Origin of the sequence: Pseudomonas sp. Z5-35 (assembly GCF_051131945.1) — a bacterium.
Lineage (GTDB): Bacteria > Pseudomonadota > Gammaproteobacteria > Pseudomonadales > Pseudomonadaceae > Aquipseudomonas > Aquipseudomonas marvdashtae.
The window spans coordinates 619,620-641,500 of record NZ_CP071640.1 but is presented as its reverse complement, the minus strand read 5'-3'; the positions used below and the strand labels follow the sequence as shown (position 1 = coordinate 641,500).

The following is a 21,881-nucleotide window of genomic DNA, read 5'->3' as shown; positions in this document are numbered from 1 at the left end:
ATAATCAAAATGCTCTATCTATGGCTCAAAGCACTTCACATCGTCAGCATGGTCTGCTGGTTCGCTGGCCTGTTCTACCTGCCTCGCCTGTTCGTCTATCACGCCCAAAGTGAGGACAGCGTCAGCAAGGAACGCTTCTGCGTCATGGAGCGCAAGCTGTATCGCGGTATCATGGGCCCGGCAATGATCGCTACCCTGGTGTTCGGGATCGCGTTGCTCAGCCTCAATGCCAGCGCTTACTTTACTCAAGGGGGCTGGATGCACGCCAAGCTGACCCTTGTGGTGCTGTTGATCGGCTACCACCATATGTGCGGCGCTCAGGTGAAGCGCTTCGCCCGTGGCGAAAACACCCGCAGCCATGTCTTTTATCGCTGGTTCAACGAAGTGCCGGTGCTGATATTGCTGGCTATCGTAATCCTGGTGGTGGTCCGGCCGTTCTGATTCCGATCCCATCATTCACCCGGGGTACTTCCAATGTCGCTGCCCGCTCTGCTTGAACAACGCCTTCGACTGCCCGTCGTGGCGGCACCGATGTTCCTCATTTCCAATCCACAGTTGGTACTGGCCTGCTGCCGCAACGGCGTCGTAGGGAGCTTTCCGGCGCTGAATCAGCGCGAAACCAGTGGCTTCAAGGCCTGGGTGGAAGAAATAGAAGCGGGCCTGGCGACCTTGGAAAAGCCGGCGCCCTACGCGGTCAACCTGATTGTTCACAACAGCAATCCGCGGCTTCAGGCTGACCTGGCGATCTGCATCGAACACAAGGTGCCAATCATCATTACCAGCCTGGGCGCAGTAAAGGAACTGGTTGACGCGGTTCATGGCTATGGCGGCCTGGTGTTCCACGACGTGACCACCCGCCGCCATGCTGAAAAAGCCGCCGAGGCCGGTGTCGATGGCTTGATCGCCGTCGCAGCCGGTGCGGGTGGACATGCCGGGACCTGGAGCCCGTTCGCACTGATTGCCGAGATCCGCCAGTTCTTCGATAAAACCCTGCTACTTGCAGGGTCCCTGAACCATGGCCATCAGATCCTGGCGGCACAGTTACTCGGTGCCGACCTGGCCTACTTTGGGACGCGCTTTATCGGTACGAGAGAAAGTCATGCGTCTGACGCTTATAAAGAGATGTTGCTCACATCCAGAGCTGCGGACATCGTGCATACTTCCGCCGTCTCCGGAGTACCGGCGAGTTTTATGCGTCAAAGCCTGGAAAACGCCGGCTTCGACCTGATCACCCTTCAAGGCAAGGGTGGGGCCGACTCCGGCTCGAAACTCAAACCGCTGCACGATGAAGCCAAGGCCTGGAAGACCGTATGGTCCGCAGGCCAGGGTGTAGGCGACATTGATGATTTGCCAAGCGTCGACCAATTGATCGCGCGCTTGGATAAGGAATACCGCCAGGCGCAAGCCCGGGCGGCACAACTTGGCGGCCAATGGCCCCGCTGAACCCACTAATACGAATTCAACTTGGAAAGACAGGGATGCCCGGCATGAGTGAAAACCGTTTCAACATCGTATTCGACGGAGCCTTGCTGCCAGGCGTCGATACTACTACCGCCAAGCTCAACCTCGCCGAGTTGTTCAAAAGCGACGTCAGCGCCATCGAACGGTTGTTCAGTGGTCGCAAGGTGTCTCTTAAAAACAACCTGTCCCAAGGTGAAGCACAGCAGTATCTGGAAGCGCTTCACAAGAGCGGGATCGATGCACGAATCGAAGCCGAACCGTCCCTCCAGCTGAGCCTCGGCGAGGTGCAGGAGTCGACGCACCAACCCGGCTCACGCCATTCGGATTCGATCGTCGATCCAGTGTCTCCCTATGCTCCCCCCCGCGCGCCAGTCGGCGAAACACTTGCCGAATACAGCACACTCAAACCCTTCAGCTTCGATGGTCGCATCGGGCGCCTGCGTTACCTGGCCTGGACCATGGTGCTGACGCTCGCGGTACTGCCGCTGGTCGGCCTGGGCTTCTGGTTCGCCACGACTTGGCTATTGGCTTCCGACTCGGTGACTGGGCTCGTCGTCGGCGGCCTGCTCGGCGCAGTCGTCCTGATTGCCTTTGCCTTCGTCAGCATCCAGTTTAACGTCCAGCGTCTGCATGACCTCGGCTGGTCGGGGTGGTTGTGGCTGATCAACCTCGTCCCATTTGTAGGCAGCATCTTCCCGTTCATCCTCATCATCGCTCCGGGCAATACCGGTGCGAACCAGTACGGGCCACCACCACCGCGCAACACCACGGCGGTAAAGCTGTTGGCGTCGCTATGGCTGGTGATGATCGTGCTGATTTTCGTCGCCACGTTCGCCGGCATCTTTGGTGCTCTCCAAGAGGACTATGGCAGCGGTGCCTCAAGCAGCTATGAAAGCAGCGAATCCAGCGGCGAAACCACTGAAGAACCCGCCGCCGAGGCAGCCGAGCCCGCTGCGCCTTCTGTAGACTATGAAGAAGAGGAACAATAAGCGCGCTTCGTACCGGTGACAGCCCTGTCCACCCGCGGCGGGCTGTTGCGATGGAGAACTGCATGACCCGTTACGCCCTCATAACTGGCGCCTCCAGTGGCATCGGCCTGGCCATGGCTGAAGCACTGGCCCGGCGCGGTCGCAACCTGATATTGGTGGCTCGGCAGCGTGACCGATTGGAAAGTATCGCCATCGAACTGACGCAGCGATTTGGCGTGGAAGTGCTGTTCCGGGCTTGTGATCTGGGCGAGCCACTGAGGCTTTCCGGTTTTCTGCTGGAGCTGGAGGAAGGCGAGCGCCAGATCGACCTGCTGGTCAACTGCGCCGGCATCGGTAGCAGCGGTCCCTTCCTCGGCCAGGACTGGATGACCGAACAGGACTTGATCGAAATCAACATCCTAGCCCTGACACGCCTGTGCCATGCGGTAGGCAACAGCATGGCGTTGCATGGGGGCGGTCAGATTCTAAACGTCGCCTCGATTGCCGCGTTCCAGCCAGGTCCTTGGATGAGTACCTATTACGCAAGCAAGGCCTATGTGCTGCACTTCTCCGAAGCTCTGCGGGTCGAACTGAAGAAATGCGCGATCAAGGTATCAGTGCTCTGCCCAGGCCCGACCCGGACCGGCTTTTTTGCCAAGGCGCAGATGGATGAAAACAAACTCAACACGACTGGACTGTTGATGAGCCCGGAGGAAGTGGCGCTGTATGCCGTACGCGCACTGGACCGGAACCGCGCGATCATCATTCCCGGACGTCGAAATCGCTGGCTGGCCGCGCTGCCGCGGCTTGGGTCGCGATGGTTGGTGCGAACCATCACTGGCATGATCAACAAGGCCTACTGCCCGCGTTGAACATCTTTCTGTTTGAAAAGCCGCGCCCGCCCTGTTCGCCGTGAACTGCTTTGAACTTGGTGGACAGACCGTCTATCACATTCATATGCATGTGCTGGGACAGCGCCAAATGAATTGGCCACCGGGTTGATACCGCTGACCCAACGCAAATCTTCAACGGCCGATTGGGTTAAACTGGCCGCCGTGATTTTCCCGGAGGTAAGCATGACTACCCAACGTCACTACTCGCCCATTGACCGCCTGCTCCTGCAAGCCGATACCGCGATGCGAACACTGCTGCCTTTCAGCGGCCAGCCGTATCGCCCGTCACCGGCGATCGTGCAACCAGACGTCAAGATGAGCGATGAAGAGACTCGCCATGTCGCAGGATTGATGCGCATCAACCATACCGGTGAAGTCTGCGCCCAGGCGCTCTATCAAGGCCAGGCATTGACAGCAAAACTGCCCCAGGTCCGCGAGGCAATGGAACATGCCGCCGAGGAAGAGATCGATCACCTGGTCTGGTGCGAGCAACGCATCCACCAGTTGGGCAGCCACACCAGCGTGCTGAACCCGCTGTTCTACGGTATGTCATTCGGCATCGGTGCAGTTGCCGGGCTGATCAGTGACAAGGTCAGCCTGGGCTTTGTCGCCGCGACCGAACATCAAGTGTGCAAGCATTTGAATGAGCATTTGCAGCAGTTGCCGGCCGAGGATGAAAAATCCAGGGCAATTCTCGAGCAGATGCGTAAGGACGAAGAGCACCATGCCGAAAGCGCACTTGAAGCAGGTGGTTTTCGGTTTCCGGCCCCGGTCAAATTCGGCATGAGCCTGCTGGCTAAAGTCATGACGAAGAGTACTTATCGGATCTGACAGCAAAATCGGCATCAGGCCCTTATAGAGCCAGCGGCTTCCAAAACAAAAAAAGGCGACTACCCCCAGGGCAGTCGCCTTTTTTGTAGCCGAAAAACTTTAGCGCGGCATGTTGCGCGCGTAGAAAATCTCCAGCATTTCGTGCTTCACACGCTCTTCCACTTGGCCACGCTGTTCAATAGACAGGTTGCTGGTGGCATCGCCGAACAGGTAGTTATCCAGTTCGAAGTCTTTGAGGAGCATTTTGGTGTGGAACAGGTTCTCCTGGTACACGTTCACGTCGGTCATCTGATACGCGTCGCGAGTGTCTTCGGAGAGATAGTTCTGGATCGAATTGATCTCGTGATCGATGAAATGCTTGTGGCCTTCCACGTCCCGGGTGAACCCGCGCACGCGGTAATCCACGGTCACGATGTCGGAATCGAACTGGTGAATCAGGAAGTTGAGCGCCTTGAGCGGTGAAATGACGCCACAGGTCGACACATCGATGTCCACACGGAACGTCGCGATACCGTCCACCGGGTGGATTTCCGGATAGGTGTGAACCGTGATGTGGCTCTTGTCGAGGTGGGCCAGGATAATTTCAGGCAACGGACCTGGGGACTCTTCGATCTGGCTGTCGGTCGGTGTCACCGGCTCCTCCGAGATCAAAATGGTCACGCTGGCGCCCTGGGGTTCATAGTCCTGACTGGCGATGTTCAGGATGTTGGCACCAATGATATCGACAACTTCCGTGAGGATCTGCGTGAGGCGCTTGGCGTTGTACTCTTTATTGATGTACTCGACGTAGGCCTGCTGGTCTTGCGGGGTTTCCGCATAGCAGATGTCATAGATGTTGAAGCTCAAGGTCTTTGTCAGGTTATTGAACCCATGGAGCTTGAGTTTGCTTTTCACCGTTTAAAAACTCTCTGTGTATTGCGGCCCGGCCGCGTGATCAAGCATGCCCGTCAGATGCGAAGACGCACCTGCGTAGGACGGTTAACACCTCTTCGCGATGGCGATTTTGGTTGTCTGTCCAGGCAAGCGATCGGACGCAAGCCGATCACTGCCCTGAAAAAAGTGGCGCATTATGCAGACGTCGGCTTCTGATCGCCAGAGCTTGCACCGCTTTTGTGATGGTTGGATGTCGATTCAACCCAATTCGATGATTTCATAATCGTGGGTGATTTCAACACCGGCGGCACCGAGCATGATCGAGGCCGAGCAATATTTCTCCGCCGACAACTCGATTGCGCGCTTGACCTGGGCTTCCTTAAGGCCTCGGCCCTTCACCACGAAATGCATGTGGATCTTGGTAAATACCTTCGGATCCTCGGTGGCGCGCTCGGCTTCCAGGAAGGCCTCGCAACTCTCAACGGCTTGGCGCGACTTCTTCAGGATGCTGACCACATCGAAGTTGCTGCAACCACCTACGCCCAGCAGCAGCATTTCCATCGGCCGGACACCCAGGTTCCGACCTCCGGACTCAGGAGGGCCATCCATGACGACCACATGACCGCTGCCTGACTCACCGAGGAACATGGCTTCGCCAGCCCATTGGATGCGTGCCTTCATCGCCAAGACTCCACTGTTAAAAAAGGGGGCGCCAGCTTAGCACAGCCCCTCGCGATGGCGGCCCCTGCGTAAGGACGCCTGGAGCCGTTGCGCGTACGTAAATTCTCGAATTAATTTGTAACGCCTCTGTTAAGCTGGCGCCCAGCCGCTGGCGTATGGCCAGCTTTTGGCGATAGCCATTAGCCCCTATCAAAACCAAACCACCACACCGCGCAGTTTTCGGGATACAACCATGGTTGCCATTACTCCCACGTCTAAGATCAAGAACCTCGACAAGCTCTTGATGCATTGCCAGCGTCGCCGCTACCCCGCCAAGCACAACATCATTTGTGCCGGCGATCGTTCCGACACGCTGTTTTTCATCATCAAGGGCTCGGTCACTATCCTGATCGAAGACGATGACGGTCGGGAGATGATCATCGCCTACCTGAACTCCGGGGATTTCTTTGGCGAGCTGGGTTTGTTTGAACAGGCGGGCAAGGAACAGGAACGCAGCGCCTGGGTGCGGGCAAAAGTCGAATGTGAAGTCGCCGAGATCAGTTACAGCAAATTCCGAGAGCTGTCCCAACAAGATCCGGACATTCTTTACGTCCTCAGCGGACAAATCGCACAGCGGTTGCGTAATACCACCCGTAAAGTGGGTGACCTCGCCTTCTTTGACGTAACAGGTCGCGTGGCTCGCTGCCTGCTGGATCTGTGCAAGCAGCCAGACGCCATGACCCACCCGGACGGCATGCAGATCAAAGTGACCCGCCAGGAAATCGGCCGGATCGTGGGTTGTTCCCGGGAGATGGTCGGCCGTGTGCTCAAGGACCTGGAAGAGCGCAATCTGGTCAACGTCAAAGGCAAGACCATGGTGGTGTTCGGCACCCGCTAGAAGCTATCCAGCAATTCCCGGTACAAGGTCTCAAGTCGCTCCAGGGCGTGGGGCGCGGGGAATTTTTCATGGAGGGCGATGTGGCTTTCGGCACGCACGCGCTGCTCCAGGCCACAAGCCTCATTGAAACGATTGACCGTCGCGACCATGGATTCGCGTTCGTCCTCCAGCAGCAGCGCGCCGTGCACAAGCCCTACCGGGCGCTGGCCGCCCTTGCTCTGCCGCCAACGCTGCGCTGTCCCGACCATTTTCCGGCCGTCGAGATTGACGTTGAAGCGCCCGTCACAGAACGCGCCCTCCACTTCACCCAGCGAAGCCACCCCGCCCAGCTCATCGAGCAATTGGCAGATCGGATCGCACAGCCGACGGTAGGCGGTTTCGATTCGACCGTGATCGCCCTCGCTTCGCGGCGGTGCGTAGACCAGCGCGATATTGACGGTAGCGGCTGACTGGGGCACCGGTTCGCCCCCGGTCTCACGCAACAGCACCGGCCAGCCATTGGCGGCGGATACCTCGCAGGCAAGTTCGAACCCCGGCAAGCGACTCAAGCGACGCGGCATGACCAACGCACGGTCACGGGGCTGCCAGAACAGCAAGCCCGAGTCAGCATCGCCAGCGCACACGCTGGCCAGCAAGTCCTGCTCGGCTTGCAGGCCGTTTTCGACTGTGAAGGATATGGCTGGAGGCATGAAGAATCAGTCCAACGTCGAACCGCTCACCGGAACGCCGCGCTCGGGGAAAAACAGACGCTGCAACTCCACACCGGGGTTTTCAACCCGCATGAACGCTTCACCTACCAGGAAGGCGTATACGTCGCTGACTTCCATCAGCTCGACATCGGCCCGGTTGAGAATGCCGCTCTCGGTGATGACCAGCCGATCCCGCGGAATCCGTGGCAACAAATCCAGAGTCGTTTCCAGGCTGACTTCAAACGTGTGCAGGTTACGGTTGTTCACGCCGACCAGCTTGGTATCCAGGACTTTCAGCGCCCGCTCCAATTCGTCTCCGTCGTGGACCTCCACCAACACATCCAGGCCAACATCCTTGGCGACTGCCGCCAACTCGGCCATTTTCACATCGTCCAGGGCGGAAACGATCAGCAGCACACAGTCGGCACCCAGGGCTCGGGCCTCGACGATCTGGTAGGGGTCGATCATGAAATCCTTGCGGATCACCGGCAGTTTGCACGCTGCCCGCGCCTGCTTGAGGTAGTCGTCGGCGCCTTGGAAGAAATCGACGTCTGTCAGCACCGAAAGGCAGGTCGCACCGCCCTTCTCGTAGCTCTTGGCGATGTCGGCCGGGACGAAGTGCTCCCGAATCACACCTTTGCTGGGAGAGGCCTTCTTGATTTCGGCAATGACTGCTGGCTGCTTTCTCTTCGCCTGGTCAATCAACGCCTGGGCAAAGCCACGAGGTGCATCGGCTGAACGTGCGACATTTTCCAATTCGGGCAGGCTGACCCGCGCACGGCGCTCGGCCACTTCTTCGGCCTTTCGAGCCAGAATGTTTTCCAGAACCGTTGGCACGCTCATCCTTCATTCTCCACTTTGAATACGGCGGTAAACGCGCCCAATTCTTCCAGTTTTTCTCTGGCCAGGCCGGTGTGTAGGGCGTCGTGAGCGAGCTCCACGCCTTGCTTGAGGCTGCTGGCATGATCGGCGGCGTATAACGCGGCACCCGCGTTGAGCACGATCATTTGCGCAGCCTTCTGGCCATTTTCGGTTTTACGACGCCCCAGGGCATCGCGGATCAATTCCAGCGACTGGGCCGGCCCGTCTACCGCGAGCCCGTGCAGGCTCTCGCTCTTCATGCCCAGGTCTTCAGGTTCGACCCAATATTCAGTGATCTGATCATTTTTCAGCTCCGCCACGAAGGTGGGAGCTGCGAGGCTGAATTCATCCAACCCGTCCTTGGAATGAACCACCAGCACATGCTTGCTGCCCAGGCGCTGCAGGACCTCGGCCAACGGCCGGCACAGTGCCTGGCTGAACACACCGACCACTTGATGCTTCACGCCGGCCGGATTCGTAAGCGGGCCGAGCATGTTGAACAGCGTGCGCAGGCCCAGCTCACGACGGGGTGCCGCGGCATGCTTCATCGCGCTGTGGTGGGTCTGGGCAAACATGAAGCCGATGCCGACGTTGTCGATACAGCGCGCCACCTGGACCGGTGTCAGGTTCAGGTAGACACCGGCGGCCTCCAACAAATCGGCACTGCCGCTCTTGCCCGAAACCGCACGGTTGCCATGTTTGGCGACGGTACAGCCAGCCGCCGCGACGACAAACGCCGAGGCTGTGGAAACGTTGAAGATGTTGGCGCCATCGCCGCCGGTCCCAACGACATCCACCACACCATCCAGGGTCTTGAGTTCGACCTTGTCCGCCAACTCTCGCATGGTCGTGACCGCACCGACGATTTCGTCGATGCTCTCGCTCTTCATGCGCATGGCCATCATGAACGCGCCAATCTGCGCATCCGTGCACTGGCCCGTCATGATTTCACGCATCACGTCGCGCATTTCTTCGGTGCTCAGGTCGAGCTGGCCGACGATACGGTTCAGGGCTGCCTTGATATCCATGAAAAGTCCTTAGCGCGTGCCGCCGGTTTGTTTGAGGAAGTTGGCGAACAGCTCGTGGCCCTGTTCAGTGAGGATAGACTCGGGGTGAAATTGCACACCCTCGATATTTAACGTCTTGTGTCGCAACCCCATGATTTCATCCACCGAGCCGTCTTCGAGCTGGGTCCAGGCCGTCAGCTCCAGACAATCGGGCAGAGCATCGTGCTTGACGATCAGCGAGTGGTAGCGGGTGACGGTGAGCGGGTGATTCAGGCCTTCGAACACACCCTTGTCCTCGTGGAACACCGGGCTGGTCTTGCCATGCATGACCTGTCGGGCGCGCACGACCTCGCCACCAAACGCCTGGCCAATCGATTGATGGCCCAGGCAGACGCCGAGAATCGGCAGCTTGCCGGCAAAGTACTTGATGGCTTCGATGGAAATTCCCGCCTCGGTCGGCGTGCAAGGGCCGGGAGAGACCACGATACGCTCAGGCTTCAGGGCCTCGATTTCGGCGATGGTCAGCTCGTCGTTGCGCACCACCTTGACCTGGGCGCCCAGCTCGCCAAGGTATTGCACAACGTTGTAAGTAAAGGAGTCGTAGTTATCGATCATCAGCAACATGGCGTAAACAACCTATTGAATACACTGACTTGGAATACAGCCTTCGAAGAGTGACCCGCACGGTACTGCGCTGGGCAGGAGAGCGATGCGCCTGCGAAGCGGTTGTCAAACGGGTAAAGAAGGCAAATCGGTACAGGTCCGGCAAAGCCGGCATGGAACGTTCAGGCGCGCCAACGCCAACGGGCGTGAGCCTTGATCAATTGATTCAGAAGTTTGCTGACAATCGACACGGGAAAGGTCTCGTTCATACGTTCCGGCACAGTAACTTAGCTGGGCGGAGCACGCAATAAGACGCACCCGAAGGGCTCGTAAACAATCGCCATGTTTCCTGACGGGTGGCAGACCGCCGGAAGCTTTTGGTACTGTCGTTTCGTTTCACCATAAAAACAAGATTGAAAAGGACCTTCTCATGATCAAACAGACGCTGTTTGCACCGATTGCCGGCTGCCTGCTGGCGATGGCCTGCGCCCAGGTGAGTGCCGCCCCCAACCCTTATTCGAAGTTCATCGTGTTTGGCGACAGCCTCAACGACGCCGGCCAATTCGCCGACCCCAACGGTCCGCCCGGCGCGACTGAGCGCTATACCAACCGAACCGGTCCGTTCTACACGGACGGCAGCGGCGAGGCCTATTCCGCCAACTCCACCCAACTGCTCGGCGGACGCCTGGGTTACTCCAGCGACGAGACCGCCGCTTCCACATCGGCGGTGCGGGCCGACCAAGGGTTGGCAGACGGCAATAATTGGGCGGTAGGCGGTTATCGTACCGATCAAATTCTCGAATCGATTACCGGCATCTCCGACACCGGGGAGCGCAGCCGTCCCGGCTATTTGCAGTCCAATGGCCTGCGCGCCGATCCAGATGCGCTGTATTACATCTCCGGGGGCGGCAACGATTTCCTTCAAGGCCTGGTACTGACTCCCGCGCAAGCGAACGCCGCCGCCGACCGCCTGGCCGACAGCGTCCAGGTGCTGCAAAGCGCCGGTGCCCGCTATGTAATGGTATGGCTGTTACCCGATCTTGGGCTGACACCAGCCCTCAACGGCACCCCGCTGCAGGGTGCTTTCTCGCAACTCGGCAACCAGTTCAACCAGCAACTCGTCACACGTTTGCAAGGCATCGACGCAGAAGTCATCCCGCTGAACGTCCCGCTATTGTTGAAGGAAAGCTTTGCCGATCCGGCGCGATTCGGCCTCGCCACTGGCGAAAATCTTACCGCCACATGCTTCAGCGGCAACGGCTGCACGGAAAATCCTACCTACGGTATCAATAGCGCCACGCCAGATCCGACCAAGCTGATCTATAACGACGCGGTCCATCCCACCGAGGCCGGGCAGAAGCTGATTGCCGACTACGCCTACTCCCTGCTATCGGCGCCGTGGGAACTGACATTGCTGCCGGAAATGGCCCACTCGACCCTGCGCGCCCATCAGGATGAGTTGCGCAGCCAGTGGCAATCGGACTGGGAGAATTGGCAGGCGGTCGGTCAGTGGCGAGCTATCGTCGCAGGCGGAGGCCAGCACCTGGACATGGACAGCCAGAGCGGCAGCGCCAGGGCCGACGGCAGCGGCTACAGTCTCAATATCGGCGGCAGCTATCGCCTCAACGAGGCCTGGCGCGTGGGTGTCGCCGCCGGTTTCTACCGGCAGGACATGGAGGCAGGCAGCAACGATTCGGACTACAAACTCAACAGCTACCTGGCCACCGGTTTCGCTCAGTTCCAGCAGAATCGCTGGTGGGCCGACGCCGCGCTGACCGGCGGCAAGCTCGACTACGACAACTTGAAACGCAAATTCGACCTTGGCGTCAACGAAGCTCAGGAGAAAGGTGACACCGACGGTCATCTATGGGCATTGAGCACTCGCATCGGCTATGACATCGCCCAGCCGGGCAGCGAATGGCACCTGTCACCGTTTGTCAGCGCCGATTATGCGAAAGTCGAGGTCGACGGCTATTCAGAACAGGGCAGCCGCTCCACGGCCCTGACATTCAATGATCAGACTCGCGACTCGAAACGCCTGGGTATCGGCTTGCAGGGCAAATACAACTTCACTCGCCGGACCCAGATATTCGGGGAATATGCCCACGAGCGCGAGTATGAAGACGACACGCAAAAAGTGAACATTGCCCTCAACAGCTTGCCGGCCAATGACTTCACCCTTGTCGGGTACACGCCACAGAGCCATCTGAATCGGCTGAACCTGGGGCTCAGCCACAAATTGACCAACGACTTGGCATTGCGGGGCGGTTATACGCTGCGCAAGGATGATGACCAGACCCAGCAAGGGGTGAGCCTGGGAGTCAGCTTGGATTTCTGACCGAGGGAAACGTGCAGGACCAAACTGCCTGAGCGACTGTGGAGAGGGACTTGCTCCCTCGCCACAGTTGTTTGTTGCGGGATTCAGTCGCCGGGAGTCTGCTCGGCCAACGCCACGGCGCGGAACATAGCCCGGCGCTTGTTCAGGGTTTCCTCCCATTCCAGCGCCGGCACCGAGTCGGCGACGATGCCGCCGCCGGCCTGCACGTGCAGTTCACCGTTCTTGATCACGGCGGTGCGGATGGCAATGGCCGTGTCCATGTTGCCGTTCCAGGCAAAGTAGCCGACGGCTCCGCCGTAGACACCACGCTTGACCGGCTCCAGCTCGTCGATGATTTCCATCGCGCGGATTTTCGGCGCACCGGACAAGGTGCCCGCCGGCAGGATCGCCCGCAGCGCGTCCATCGCGGTCAACCCGGCCTTCAGCTGGCCGGTGACGTTGGAGACGATGTGCATCACGTTGGAGTAGCGCTCGATGACCATTTTCTCGGTGAGCTTCACCGATCCCACCTCGGAAACCCGTCCGGTGTCGTTGCGCCCCAGGTCGATCAGCATCAGGTGCTCGGCGATTTCCTTGTCGTCCGAGAGCAGGTCTTCTTCCAATGCCCGGTCGGCTTCTTCCGTGGCGCCACGAGGACGCGTGCCGGCAATCGGCCGCACGGTGATCAGGTTGTCTTCGACCCGCACCAGCACCTCGGGTGAACTGCCCACGACATGGAAGTCGCCGAAGTTGAAGAAGTACATGTAGGGCGTCGGGTTGAAACAGCGCAGCGCGCGATAGAGATCGATCGGCGCGGCCTTGAAGTCGATGGACATCCGTTGCGACGGCACAACCTGCATGCAGTCGCCGGCGAGGATGTATTCCTTGATGGAATCGACGGCCCGTTCGTAATCGTCCTGGGTGAAACTGGAACGGAATACCGGGTCGGCTGCCGACTGCTTGCTGAAGTCCAGGCCGGGACGCGGCGTGATCGGCTGACGGAGTTTTTCCAGGAGTGCCTGCAGGCCTTTCTGACCTTGCTCGTAGGCATCTTCCTGGGACGGATCGACCAGGACGATAGCGTGCATCTTGCCAGCCAGGTTATCGAAGACCACGACCGCATCGGAGACCATCAGCAGAATGTCCGGCACACCCAGCGGATCGGGATTCGGACAGGTGCCCAGGCGCTTTTCCACGTAGCGCACGCAGTCGTAGCCGAAATACCCCACCAGGCCACCGTTGAAGCGCGGCAGGCCGGGGATGGTCGGCACGTTGTAGCGGGCCTTGAAGGTTTCAACGAAGGCCAGCGGATCTTCGACCTCGAGGCTTTCGATTTCGACGCCGTCGTGGGTCACGCTGACGCGATGGTCATGGACCCGCAGTACCGTACGACACGGCAAACCGATGATGGAATAACGGCCCCACTTTTCCCCGCCCTGCACCGATTCGAGCAGGTAGGAGTTGGGCTGGTCGGCCAGCTTGAGGTAGATCGACAGCGGCGTGTCGAAGTCGGCCAGGGTTTCGCAGGCGAGCGGGATGCGGTTGTAGCCGGCAGCGGCTAGACGCAGGAATTCTTCGCGGATCATGGGGTGCCTCGTGGCAAGAGGAGCTGACAGTCAGGTATGCAAACGCGCCGGAAAACCGGCCAGGATCACGTCAGGCGCGCCAACGCCAGCGGGCCAGGGCCTTCATGACTTTCATCCAGAGTTTGCGAGTGACCACCACGATGGCGTTTCCAGAAGAGGATTGAACAGCGTCGGGCAACGTTATCTCAGCCGCCGGGTCCAGGCAACCGGGAATTAACAGTCGTAAATCATCGATCACCAATGTCGGAAACTCTTCGGCAATCGGCCGGCCATGGTTATAGCCGTAGCTCAGCGCCACGCACTTGACCCCCGCCGCTTTCGCCGCCAGCACGTCACTGCGCGAGTCGCCGACAAACAACGATTGGGACGCCGGGATATTGGCCATTTTCATCACGAAGAACAGCGCGGCCGGATCGGGCTTTTTTTGCGGCAAGGTGTCTCCGCCGATGATCCAGCGGAAATAACGTCCAATTTTCATCTGGTCCAACAGCGGCGCAACGAAACGCTCCGGCTTATTGGTGATCAGCGCCATCTCCACGCCTTGCTTGTGGAGCCACTTGAGGGTGGAGCGCACGCCGGGGTAAACCACCGTCAACTCGTGATGGCCTTCATAGGCTTCGTTGAACAGCTCCAGCGCCCGCTCGGCCTGCGCATCATCGACGCCCTGGGCATCAATGTGATTGGCCAGGGCCCGGCGCACCAGCATCGGCGCGCCATTGCCGACCCACTGGCGCACCGCGTCGATGCCGGCGGTTGGGCGTCCGAGCTTGAGCAGCATGGAATCCACGGCAGCCGCAAGGTCCGGGACCGAGTCGACCAACGTGCCGTCGAGGTCGAACATCACCAGACGTGGCAGGCTGCCGGGAAACAGCTGCTCGAAGCCGCTCATGGGCGCGCCAGGGCCAGTTCGGCGCGCATCTTTTCGATCACCTCTTGGTAGTCCGGTGCGTTGAAGATCGCCGAACCAGCGACAAAGGTATCGGCGCCGGCCGCGGCGATTTCACGGATATTGTTCACGTTCACGCCGCCGTCGATTTCCAGGCGGATGTCACGGCCCGAGGCATCGATCAGCGCCCGCGCCTCGCGCAGCTTGTCGAGCGTGCCGGGGATGAACTTCTGCCCGCCGAAGCCGGGGTTGACGCTCATCAGCAGGACCATGTCGACCTTGTCCATCACGTACTTGAGCACGTCCAAGGGCGTTGCCGGGTTGAACACCAGGCCCGCCTTGCAACCGCCTTCGCGGATCAGCTGCAACGAGCGGTCGACGTGCAGGGTGGCTTCGGGGTGGAAGGTGATGTAGGTGGCGCCCGCCTCGATGAAGTCGCCGACGATGCGATCCACCGGGCTGACCATCAGGTGCGCGTCGATCGGCGCAGTAACGCCGTACTTGCGCAGCGCCGCGCAAACCATCGGGCCGATGGTCAGGTTGGGTACGTAGTGGTTGTCCATGACATCGAAGTGCACGATGTCGGCGCCGGCGGCCAGAACGTTGTCCACTTCCTCGCCCAGGCGGGCGAAGTCGGCGGAGAGAATCGACGGAGCAATAGCGAAGGGCTGCATGACGCACCTGTTTTGAGCGAAATCACGATGGCGCGCATTGTATACCTCAAGATTTGGCGCGCCCACCGTGACACACGCTCAATACGCCGCGCGGTAGATCTTCTCGATATCGCCCACGCTCAGTTGGCGTGGGTTGTTGCGCATCAACCGCTCGATGCCCGCCGCTTCCGCCGCCATGGAGGGAATCACCTCCTCGGTCACGCCGAAACCGCTCAGGCCTCGGGGTATCTCGACAGCGGCGCACAGTGCAGTCATGGCTTCCACGGCTTCATCGGCGGCTTCGAGGTCACTCAGGTGCGCAGTCTTGATGCCCATGGCTTCGGCGATGTCGCGCATGCGTTCGACGCAGGCCATTTTGTTCCACGCCATGACATAAGGCAGCAGCAGCGCGTTGGCGACGCCGTGGGAGACATGAAAGCGTCCACCCAGCGGATAGGCCAGCGCGTGCACGGCACCGACCCCTGCATTACCGAACGCCATGCCGGCCATCAGACTGGCGGTGGCCATGTCTTCACGGGCTTGCAGGTGAGAAGGATTGGCGTAGGCCTTGGGCAACGCGCGGGTGATCAGTTTGATCGCGCCGATGGCCAGGGCATCGGTGATCGGCGAGGCATTCAACGACAGATAGGACTCGATGGCGTGCACCAGCGCGTCGACACCACTGGCAGCTGTCACGCTGCGCGGGCACGTGAGGGTCATCTGCGGGCTGACCAGCGCCACGTCCGGCAGCAGGAAATCGCTGACGATGCCCTTTTTCAGCTGCGCGGCCTTGTCGGAAAGGATCGCCACGTTGGTGACTTCCGAACCGGTGCCGGCCGTGGTAGGGATGGCAATCAATGGCGGGCCCTTGCGCGGCACCTGGTCGACGCCGAACAGGTCTTGCAGCTCGCCGTGATAACCGGCGTAGGCGGCCACGCTCTTGGCGATGTCGATGGCACTGCCGCCGCCCAGGCCGATCAGGCCATCATGGCCGCCGTCGCGGTAGGCCTGCATGCAGTCTTCGACGATGGCAATTTCCGGGTCTGGCATGACCCGGTCGAAAATTTCATAGGCGCGCCCGCCCAAGTGCTGCAGGGCCAACTCCACGGTGCCGGACTTGACCAGAGCGGCGTCCGTGACAATCAGCGGATTGTCGACATCCAGGCGTGTCAGTTCCGCCGCCAGTTGCTCGATGGCAGCGGCCCCGGTGATCAGTTTGTGGGCGATCTTGAATGAGGAAAGACTCATGTGCGCGGCCTCTTGTTCGAGTATGGGCTGGCACAAGGATAGCTCGGTCTGGCGGGTTGTCTGCTATTCAGCTCGTGAATGCGCTGACTCACGCCCAGGAGCAAGCTCACTCCTGGGCGTGTGACGTTACACCTGGCTCGTGCGCAGCTTCTCGCTACGCCCACGCAACCACTCCAGCGTCAGCAACAGGACCACCGAAAATGCAATCAGCAGCGTCGCCGCCGCGGCAATGGTGGGGCTGAGGTTCTCGCGGATGCCGCTGAACATCTGCCGTGGCAACGTGGCCTGCTCGGGGCCGGCCAAGAACAGGGTCACGACCACTTCGTCGAACGACGTGGCGAAGGCGAACAGCGCTCCCGAGATCACGCCCGGAGCGATCAACGGCAAGGTCACCCGACGGAACGCGGTCAACGGCGACGCCCCCAGGCTGGCAGCAGCCCGGACCAGGTTGTGGTTGAATCCCTGCAAGGTCGCCGAGACGGTGATGATGACGAAGGGAACGCCCAACACCGCATGCACCACGATCAGCGAGAAGAAGCTGTTGCCCATTCCCAGCGGTGCAAAAAACAGATAGCTGGCCACGCCGATGATGACCACCGGTACCACCATGGGCGAAATCACCAGGGCCATGACCAGCGCCTTGCCTGGGAAATCGCCACGGGTCAGGCCGATGGCCGCCAGCGTGCCGAAGATCATCGCCAGCACGGTCGCCGCCGGGGCGACGATGATGCTGTTCTTCAATGCGCGCATCCATTCAGCCGAGGCAAAGAAGTCGTGGTACCACTGCAACGAAAAGCCCTGGAGCGGGTAGACCAGGAAACTGCCGGAGTTGAACGACAACGGAATGATCACCAGCACCGGCAGGATCAGGAACAGCAGGATCAGCCCGCAGAGTATGCGCAGGCTGTAGAACCACACCCGTTCGACGGGGGACATGTAAGGACTCAGCATTTCGATCTCCCCTTAGCTCAGGCGCAGGCGACTGGCGCCCACCAGCCAGCTGTAAATCAGATAAAGCACGATGGTTGCCAGCAATAGCAGCCCGCCGAGCGCCGTGGCCATGCCCCAGTTGATGCTGGTGTTGGTATAGAACGCGACGAAGTAGCTGACCATCTGATCGTTCGGGCTACCCAGCAATGCCGGCGTGATGTAGTAGCCGATGGCAAGGATGAAGACCAACAGACACCCGGCGCCGACGCCGGCATAGGTCTGCGGGAAGTAGACCCGCCAGAAACTCGCGAACGGGTGGCAGCCCAGGGAAATCGCCGCGCGCATATAGGTGGGCGAGATGCCCTTCATCACGCTGTAGATCGGCAAGATCATGAACGGCAACAGAATGTGCACCATGGAGATGTAGACCCCGACGCGATTGAACACCAGCTCCAGGGGTTTATCGATGATGCCCATGGCCATCAGGCCGCTGTTGATCAAGCCGCCTGATTGCAGCAACACGATCCACGCGGCAACGCGCACCAGGATCGAGGTCCAGAATGGCAACAGCACCAGGATCATCAGCAGGTTGCTCTGGCGCGACGGCAGATTCGCCAACAGGTACGCCAATGGATAGGCCAGGACCAGGCAGATCGCGGTGATCACCAGGCCCATCCAGAAGGTGCGGGTGAAAATGTCCAGGTAGATCGCCTGGTCAGGAGTGGCCGGGGCCAGTTCGCCGAGGTCGTCGATGCGGTGGTCGACAGCCGCCAGCAGGTAATACGGGGTCACCTCGCTGGTGTTGCGGCGGATCACTTGCCAATACGCCGGATCGCCCCAGCGCTCGTCGAGGCCTTCCAGCGCCTCTTTATATGAGGCAGGCTCGGTGGCGAATGGCAGCGCCCGGGCTGTCTTGGTCAGCAGGCTGCGATAGCCGGCCAGTTCCATGTTCAATCGCTTGGACAAATCGCCCAAGGTTTGATTCTTGCGGGCTTCGGCCAGGTCTTCACTGGCAGCCTTGTACACCGGTTCGCCCGGCAATCCGCGTCCGTCCCATGCAGAAACGGCAGCCACGGTGCGCGGCATGGCGCCGACCACTTCCGGGTTGCTGACGCTTTTGAACAGCAGAGCGACGATCGGCACCAGGAACACCAGCAACAGGAATAGAACCAGCGGCGCGATCAAGGCCTGGGCCTTCCAGCGGTTGACCCGCTCGGCACGCTTGAGCCGCTGTTTCAGGGTGGGGCTGGTGCCTTCGTTCAGTGGAACGGCGATGGCCATGGCGAACTCCGCAAATCTTTTTTATCGTTACAGGGGCGGCGAGCCGCCTCTGTTCTTTTAAAACGCTGGCCTTTGAGCCGATCGTTCCCACGCTCCGCGTGGGAACGATCTCTGTCAGCGGTTACTTCGCTGCCCAGGAATTGAAGCGCTGCTCCAGTTGCTCGCCGTTGTCAGCCCAGAAGCTGACGTCGATCTGCACCTGGTTGGCGATGTTTTCCGGGGTGGTCGGCATGTCTTTCAAGACATCCTTGGCCAGCAGTGGAACTGCCTGGGTGTTGGCCGGGCCGTAGGCGATGTTTTCCGAGTAGGTCTTCTGCTGCTGCGGCGCCACCGAGAAGGCGATGAATTTTTTCGCCGCTTCGGCGCGCGTCTTGTCCAGGCCACGCGGGATGGCCCAGGCGTCGAAGTCGTAGATGCCGCCGTTCCACACCACTTTCAGATTGCTTTCTTTTTGTACCGCAGCGATACGGCCGTTGTAGGCCGAGCTCATGACCACGTCACCGGAAGCGAGGTATTGCGGCGGCTGGGCGCCCGCTTCCCACCACTGAATGTTCGGCTTGAGTTCGTCGAGTTTCTTGAAAGCGCGGTCCTGGCCATCCTTGCCGGCCAGCACTTTGTAGACATCTTTCGGCGCCACGCCGTCGGCCATCAGGGCGAATTCGAGGGTGTATTTGGCGCCCTTGCGCAGGCCGCGCTTGCCTGGGAATTGCTTGGTGTCCCAGAAATCCGCCCAACTGGTTGGCGCGGTTTTCAGTTTGTCGGCGTTATAGGCCAACACAGTCGACCACACGAAGAAACCGACGCCGCAAGGCTGGATCGCGCCTTTGACGTAGTCTTCGGCCTTGCCGAACAGGGCTGGATCGAGTTGCTCGAACATGTCTTCGTCGCAACCACGGGACAATTCCGGCGATTCGACTTCAACCAAGTCCCAGGAGACGCTCTTGGTATCGACCATGGCCTTGACCTTGGCCATTTCGCCGTTGTACTCGCCCGCCACGATCTTGCCATTACCGGCCGCTTCCCACGGTGCGTAGAAGGCTTTGACCTGAGCCGCCTTGTTCGCCCCGCCGAAAGACACCACGGTCAGGTCCGGGCCCGCCGCCATCGCGCTTGCCGCACCCATCATGCCCAGTGTCAGGGCTGTGAACTTCAGGGATCTCAACATTTATTGTTCTCTCCACGTGCAGGGTTGGTGTTGGTACAGCAGGGGGCGATCAATTCGCCTCTAGAAGGGGATCGAGCGCGCGGACGTGCTCGACCTGCCAGCCAAGCGGAACCACGTCCCCGACGGCGAGCCCGGGATCGAGCTCGGCAATCGGTTGTTTCACGAAAAAGTCCTGCTTGCCGCAGACCTCCAGTCGAACCCGGACGTGGTCGCCCAGATAGATGAATTCCGCCACCCTCCCTGAGAAGCGGTTGACGCATTGTTCGCTTGCGCTGTTCAGGCTGATCCGTTCCGGACGGATCGACAGGGTGACCGGCTCGCCGGGCTTGCCGACATTGACCGCCAAGGCCTCGACCTTCTCGCCCCGCCCCAGCTCCACCAGGCAACGATCGCCGGTTTGACTGTGCAGGCGCCCGTTGAGGCGGTTGTTTTCACCGATGAAATTGGCGACGAAGGTGTTCTTCGGCTCTTCATACAAGGTGCGTGGCGGAGCGATCTGCTGGATTTCGCCCTGGTGGAACACCGCGACGCGGTCGGACATGGTCAAGGCTTCGCCCTGGTCGTGGGTCACGTAGACCACGGTCACGCCAAGGCGCTGGTGCAGGTGCTTGATCTCCATTTGCATGTGTTCGCGCAATTGTTTATCCAACGCACCAAGGGGTTCGTCCATCAGCACCAGCTGCGGTTCGAACACCAGCGCCCGGGCCAAGGCCACACGCTGTTGCTGGCCGCCGGACAACTGCGCGGGATAACGCTGGGCGAAGGAGTCCAGTTGGACCATGCTCAGGACGCGCTTTACGCGATCACCAACGTCGCTCTTGTTCAAGCCGCGCACGGTCAGCGGGAACGCCAGGTTTTCGGAGACCGTCATGTGCGGGAACAAAGCGTAGTTCTGGAACACCATGCCGATGTCGCGCTTGTGCGGCGGCACGTTGTTGATGGAGCGCCCTGCCAACAGGATTTCCCCGGCGGTCGGGGTCTCGAACCCGGCGAGCATCATCAGGCTGGTGGTCTTGCCGGAGCCGGATGGCCCGAGCAAGGTGAGGAATTCACCTTTGCGAATATCCAGGTTGAGGTCTTTGACGATCAGGTTCTCGCCATCGTAGCTCTTCTGCACACCACGAAAGCTGACCAGCACATCACTGGCCCCCGCGCTTGAATCAACCTGGCTCATACCCGCACCTTTTGTATTGATGACTGCTTGTGAGTCAAGCCTAGTGGAGCCGGGCCTCCACGCAAATCGGGCCGTAGGAGAGAATCGCCTCAGCCGGATGGAAGCGTAGGGGTAGGGATTGCCCTACACGGATGGCGGGATTGGATAAATGCAGTGGCGAGTTTCAAGCGGCAAGCCGCAAGCAGGGGCAAAAGCGCTGTCGGGGCGTGTCGTAAATGGATATGCCGGCACACCTTCCTCTGGGACCTGCGTCGGCGTTAAAGCAGCTTGTGCTCCATCGCGTATTTCACCAACTCGGCCAATGAAGTGATGTTGAGCTTTTGCATCAGCCGCGCCTTATGGGTACTGATGGTCTTGCTGCTGAGGGCCAGTTGCTGGGCAATTTCGTTGACGTTGGCGCCTTGGGCCAAGCGTTCGAAGACCGAGAATTCGCGCTCCGACAACAGCGAGTGCAACGGCCGCGAGTCAGTCAGGCCCACTTCGAAGACCATACGGTCGGCCAGGTCCGGATCGATATATCGACCGCCGGCCGCGACCTTGCGAATCGCCATCAGCAACAAAGCCGGATCGCTGTCCTTGGTCGCGTAGCCCGCGGCGCCGACCTTAAGCGCGCGAGCAGCCATTTGCGCCTCGTCATGCATCGACAACACCAGGATCGCGGGCGGATTATTCAATGCACGAATCCGAGGAATCGCCTCCAGGCCGTTGACGCCGGGCATCGAAATATCCAGCAGCACCACTTCGCAGGGCACGTGTCGCAGGGTCTCAAGCAATTGCTCGCCATTGCTGGCCTCCCCGACGACAACCAGATCCTTGGCCAGGCCGATCAGCTGCTTGATGCCCTCACGGACGATGGTGTGGTCTTCGGCTACCAGTACACGGATCACAGAGTTCTCC

General features: G+C 59.9%; 22 protein-coding genes and 1 pseudogene. 8 read left to right on the top strand and 15 right to left on the bottom strand.

All coding sequences use genetic code 11. From position 1 onward, the window contains the following. Positions 1–9 precede the first annotated feature (9 nt). From hemJ to coq7, 6 genes and pseudogenes are all read left to right on the top strand, one after another. A complete protein-coding gene (gene hemJ / locus J3P95_RS03015; protein ID WP_186614369.1) occupies positions 10–441 on the top strand; it encodes a protoporphyrinogen oxidase HemJ in 432 nt (143 codons plus the stop codon). 33 nt (positions 442–474) lie between these two features. After that, a complete protein-coding gene (locus J3P95_RS03010; protein ID WP_434578747.1) occupies positions 475–1,443 on the top strand; it encodes an NAD(P)H-dependent flavin oxidoreductase in 969 nt (322 codons plus the stop codon). Positions 1,444–1,487: 44 nt separating this feature from the next. After that, positions 1,488–2,450 (top strand): DUF805 domain-containing protein, encoded by a 963-nt coding sequence (locus tag J3P95_RS03005; RefSeq protein ID WP_434560622.1) that lies wholly within the window; start codon positions 1,488–1,490, stop codon positions 2,448–2,450. A gap of 62 nt (positions 2,451–2,512) precedes the next feature. Next, positions 2,513–3,301 (top strand): SDR family NAD(P)-dependent oxidoreductase, encoded by a 789-nt coding sequence (locus tag J3P95_RS03000; protein WP_434578749.1) that lies wholly within the window; start codon positions 2,513–2,515, stop codon positions 3,299–3,301. A gap of 40 nt (positions 3,302–3,341) precedes the next feature. Further along, a pseudogene (locus J3P95_RS02995) lies at positions 3,342–3,431 on the top strand (HIT domain-containing protein); the annotation flags it as partial. A 74-nt stretch (positions 3,432–3,505) separates the two neighbouring features. After that, positions 3,506–4,153, top strand: a complete 648-nt coding sequence (coq7, locus tag J3P95_RS02990; RefSeq protein WP_186614362.1) for a 2-polyprenyl-3-methyl-6-methoxy-1,4-benzoquinone monooxygenase — start codon at positions 3,506–3,508, stop codon at positions 4,151–4,153. A gap of 99 nt (positions 4,154–4,252) precedes the next feature. Here coq7 and speD read toward each other — a convergent pair whose 3' ends face one another. Beyond that, positions 4,253–5,047, bottom strand: a complete 795-nt coding sequence (speD, locus tag J3P95_RS02985) for an adenosylmethionine decarboxylase (protein ID WP_039590886.1) — start codon at positions 5,045–5,047, stop codon at positions 4,253–4,255. Positions 5,048–5,284: 237 nt separating this feature from the next. After that, the gene (locus tag J3P95_RS02980; protein ID WP_059407363.1) at positions 5,285–5,707 is read right to left on the bottom strand and encodes an OsmC family protein; all 423 of its coding nucleotides are present in this window, start codon (positions 5,705–5,707) and stop codon (positions 5,285–5,287) included. Between the two features lie 232 nt (positions 5,708–5,939). Between J3P95_RS02980 and crp the strand changes: the two genes are divergently transcribed. Continuing rightward, positions 5,940–6,584, top strand: a complete 645-nt coding sequence (gene crp / locus J3P95_RS02975; protein ID WP_434560618.1) for a cAMP-activated global transcriptional regulator CRP — start codon at positions 5,940–5,942, stop codon at positions 6,582–6,584. On the opposite strand, the gene J3P95_RS02970 is transcribed toward crp, so the two are convergent. From J3P95_RS02970 to J3P95_RS02955, 4 genes are read right to left on the bottom strand one after another with little or no spacing between them, the layout of a single operon-like run. After that, complete coding sequence (locus J3P95_RS02970) at positions 6,581–7,273, bottom strand: lipoate--protein ligase family protein (RefSeq protein WP_434560616.1); 693 nt, start codon at positions 7,271–7,273, stop codon at positions 6,581–6,583. The two genes, crp and J3P95_RS02970, sit on opposite strands and share 4 nt — an antisense overlap. A 6-nt stretch (positions 7,274–7,279) precedes the next feature. Then, positions 7,280–8,116 (bottom strand): indole-3-glycerol phosphate synthase TrpC, encoded by an 837-nt coding sequence (gene trpC, locus J3P95_RS02965; RefSeq protein ID WP_434578752.1) that lies wholly within the window; start codon positions 8,114–8,116, stop codon positions 7,280–7,282. After that, the gene (gene trpD, locus J3P95_RS02960) at positions 8,113–9,162 is read right to left on the bottom strand and encodes an anthranilate phosphoribosyltransferase (RefSeq protein WP_434560612.1); all 1,050 of its coding nucleotides are present in this window, start codon (positions 9,160–9,162) and stop codon (positions 8,113–8,115) included. Before trpD ends, trpC begins: the two co-directional genes overlap by 4 nt. Before the next feature lie 9 nt (positions 9,163–9,171). Beyond that, a complete protein-coding gene (locus J3P95_RS02955) occupies positions 9,172–9,765 on the bottom strand; it encodes an aminodeoxychorismate/anthranilate synthase component II (RefSeq protein WP_434578754.1) in 594 nt (197 codons plus the stop codon). A gap of 409 nt (positions 9,766–10,174) precedes the next feature. Here J3P95_RS02955 and estP point away from each other — a divergent pair, with 409 nt between their 5' ends. After that, positions 10,175–12,082, top strand: coding sequence for an esterase EstP (gene estP / locus J3P95_RS02950; protein ID WP_434578756.1), 1,908 nt, complete (start codon positions 10,175–10,177; stop codon positions 12,080–12,082). Positions 12,083–12,165: 83 nt separating this feature from the next. Here estP and trpE read toward each other — a convergent pair whose 3' ends face one another. The 9 genes from trpE to J3P95_RS02905 all read right to left on the bottom strand — a co-directional run bounded on the left by trpE (position 12,166) and on the right by J3P95_RS02905 (position 21,871). Continuing rightward, positions 12,166–13,647, bottom strand: coding sequence for an anthranilate synthase component I (trpE, locus tag J3P95_RS02945; RefSeq protein ID WP_434560606.1), 1,482 nt, complete (start codon positions 13,645–13,647; stop codon positions 12,166–12,168). 70 nt (positions 13,648–13,717) lie between these two features. Further along, complete coding sequence (locus J3P95_RS02940) at positions 13,718–14,536, bottom strand: phosphoglycolate phosphatase (protein WP_434578758.1); 819 nt, start codon at positions 14,534–14,536, stop codon at positions 13,718–13,720. After that, on the bottom strand, positions 14,533–15,207 hold the full coding sequence (gene rpe / locus J3P95_RS02935) for a ribulose-phosphate 3-epimerase (RefSeq protein WP_434578760.1): 675 nt from the start codon (positions 15,205–15,207) through the stop codon (positions 14,533–14,535). The genes J3P95_RS02940 and rpe overlap by 4 nt, the downstream gene beginning before the upstream one ends. A gap of 78 nt (positions 15,208–15,285) precedes the next feature. Beyond that, positions 15,286–16,434, bottom strand: a complete 1,149-nt coding sequence (locus J3P95_RS02930) for an iron-containing alcohol dehydrogenase (protein WP_186643530.1) — start codon at positions 16,432–16,434, stop codon at positions 15,286–15,288. Positions 16,435–16,560: 126 nt separating this feature from the next. Beyond that, positions 16,561–17,385, bottom strand: a complete 825-nt coding sequence (locus J3P95_RS02925; RefSeq protein ID WP_434560598.1) for an ABC transporter permease — start codon at positions 17,383–17,385, stop codon at positions 16,561–16,563. A gap of 12 nt (positions 17,386–17,397) precedes the next feature. Beyond that, the gene (locus tag J3P95_RS02920) at positions 17,398–18,645 is read right to left on the bottom strand and encodes an ABC transporter permease (RefSeq protein ID WP_434560596.1); all 1,248 of its coding nucleotides are present in this window, start codon (positions 18,643–18,645) and stop codon (positions 17,398–17,400) included. A 121-nt stretch (positions 18,646–18,766) separates the two neighbouring features. Further along, a complete protein-coding gene (locus J3P95_RS02915) occupies positions 18,767–19,810 on the bottom strand; it encodes an ABC transporter substrate-binding protein (RefSeq protein ID WP_003206153.1) in 1,044 nt (347 codons plus the stop codon). Positions 19,811–19,859: 49 nt separating this feature from the next. Continuing rightward, positions 19,860–20,984, bottom strand: coding sequence for an ABC transporter ATP-binding protein (locus J3P95_RS02910; RefSeq protein WP_434578763.1), 1,125 nt, complete (start codon positions 20,982–20,984; stop codon positions 19,860–19,862). A gap of 257 nt (positions 20,985–21,241) precedes the next feature. Beyond that, a complete protein-coding gene (locus tag J3P95_RS02905; protein WP_434560594.1) occupies positions 21,242–21,871 on the bottom strand; it encodes a response regulator in 630 nt (209 codons plus the stop codon). Between the last annotated feature and the right edge of the window lie 10 nt (positions 21,872–21,881).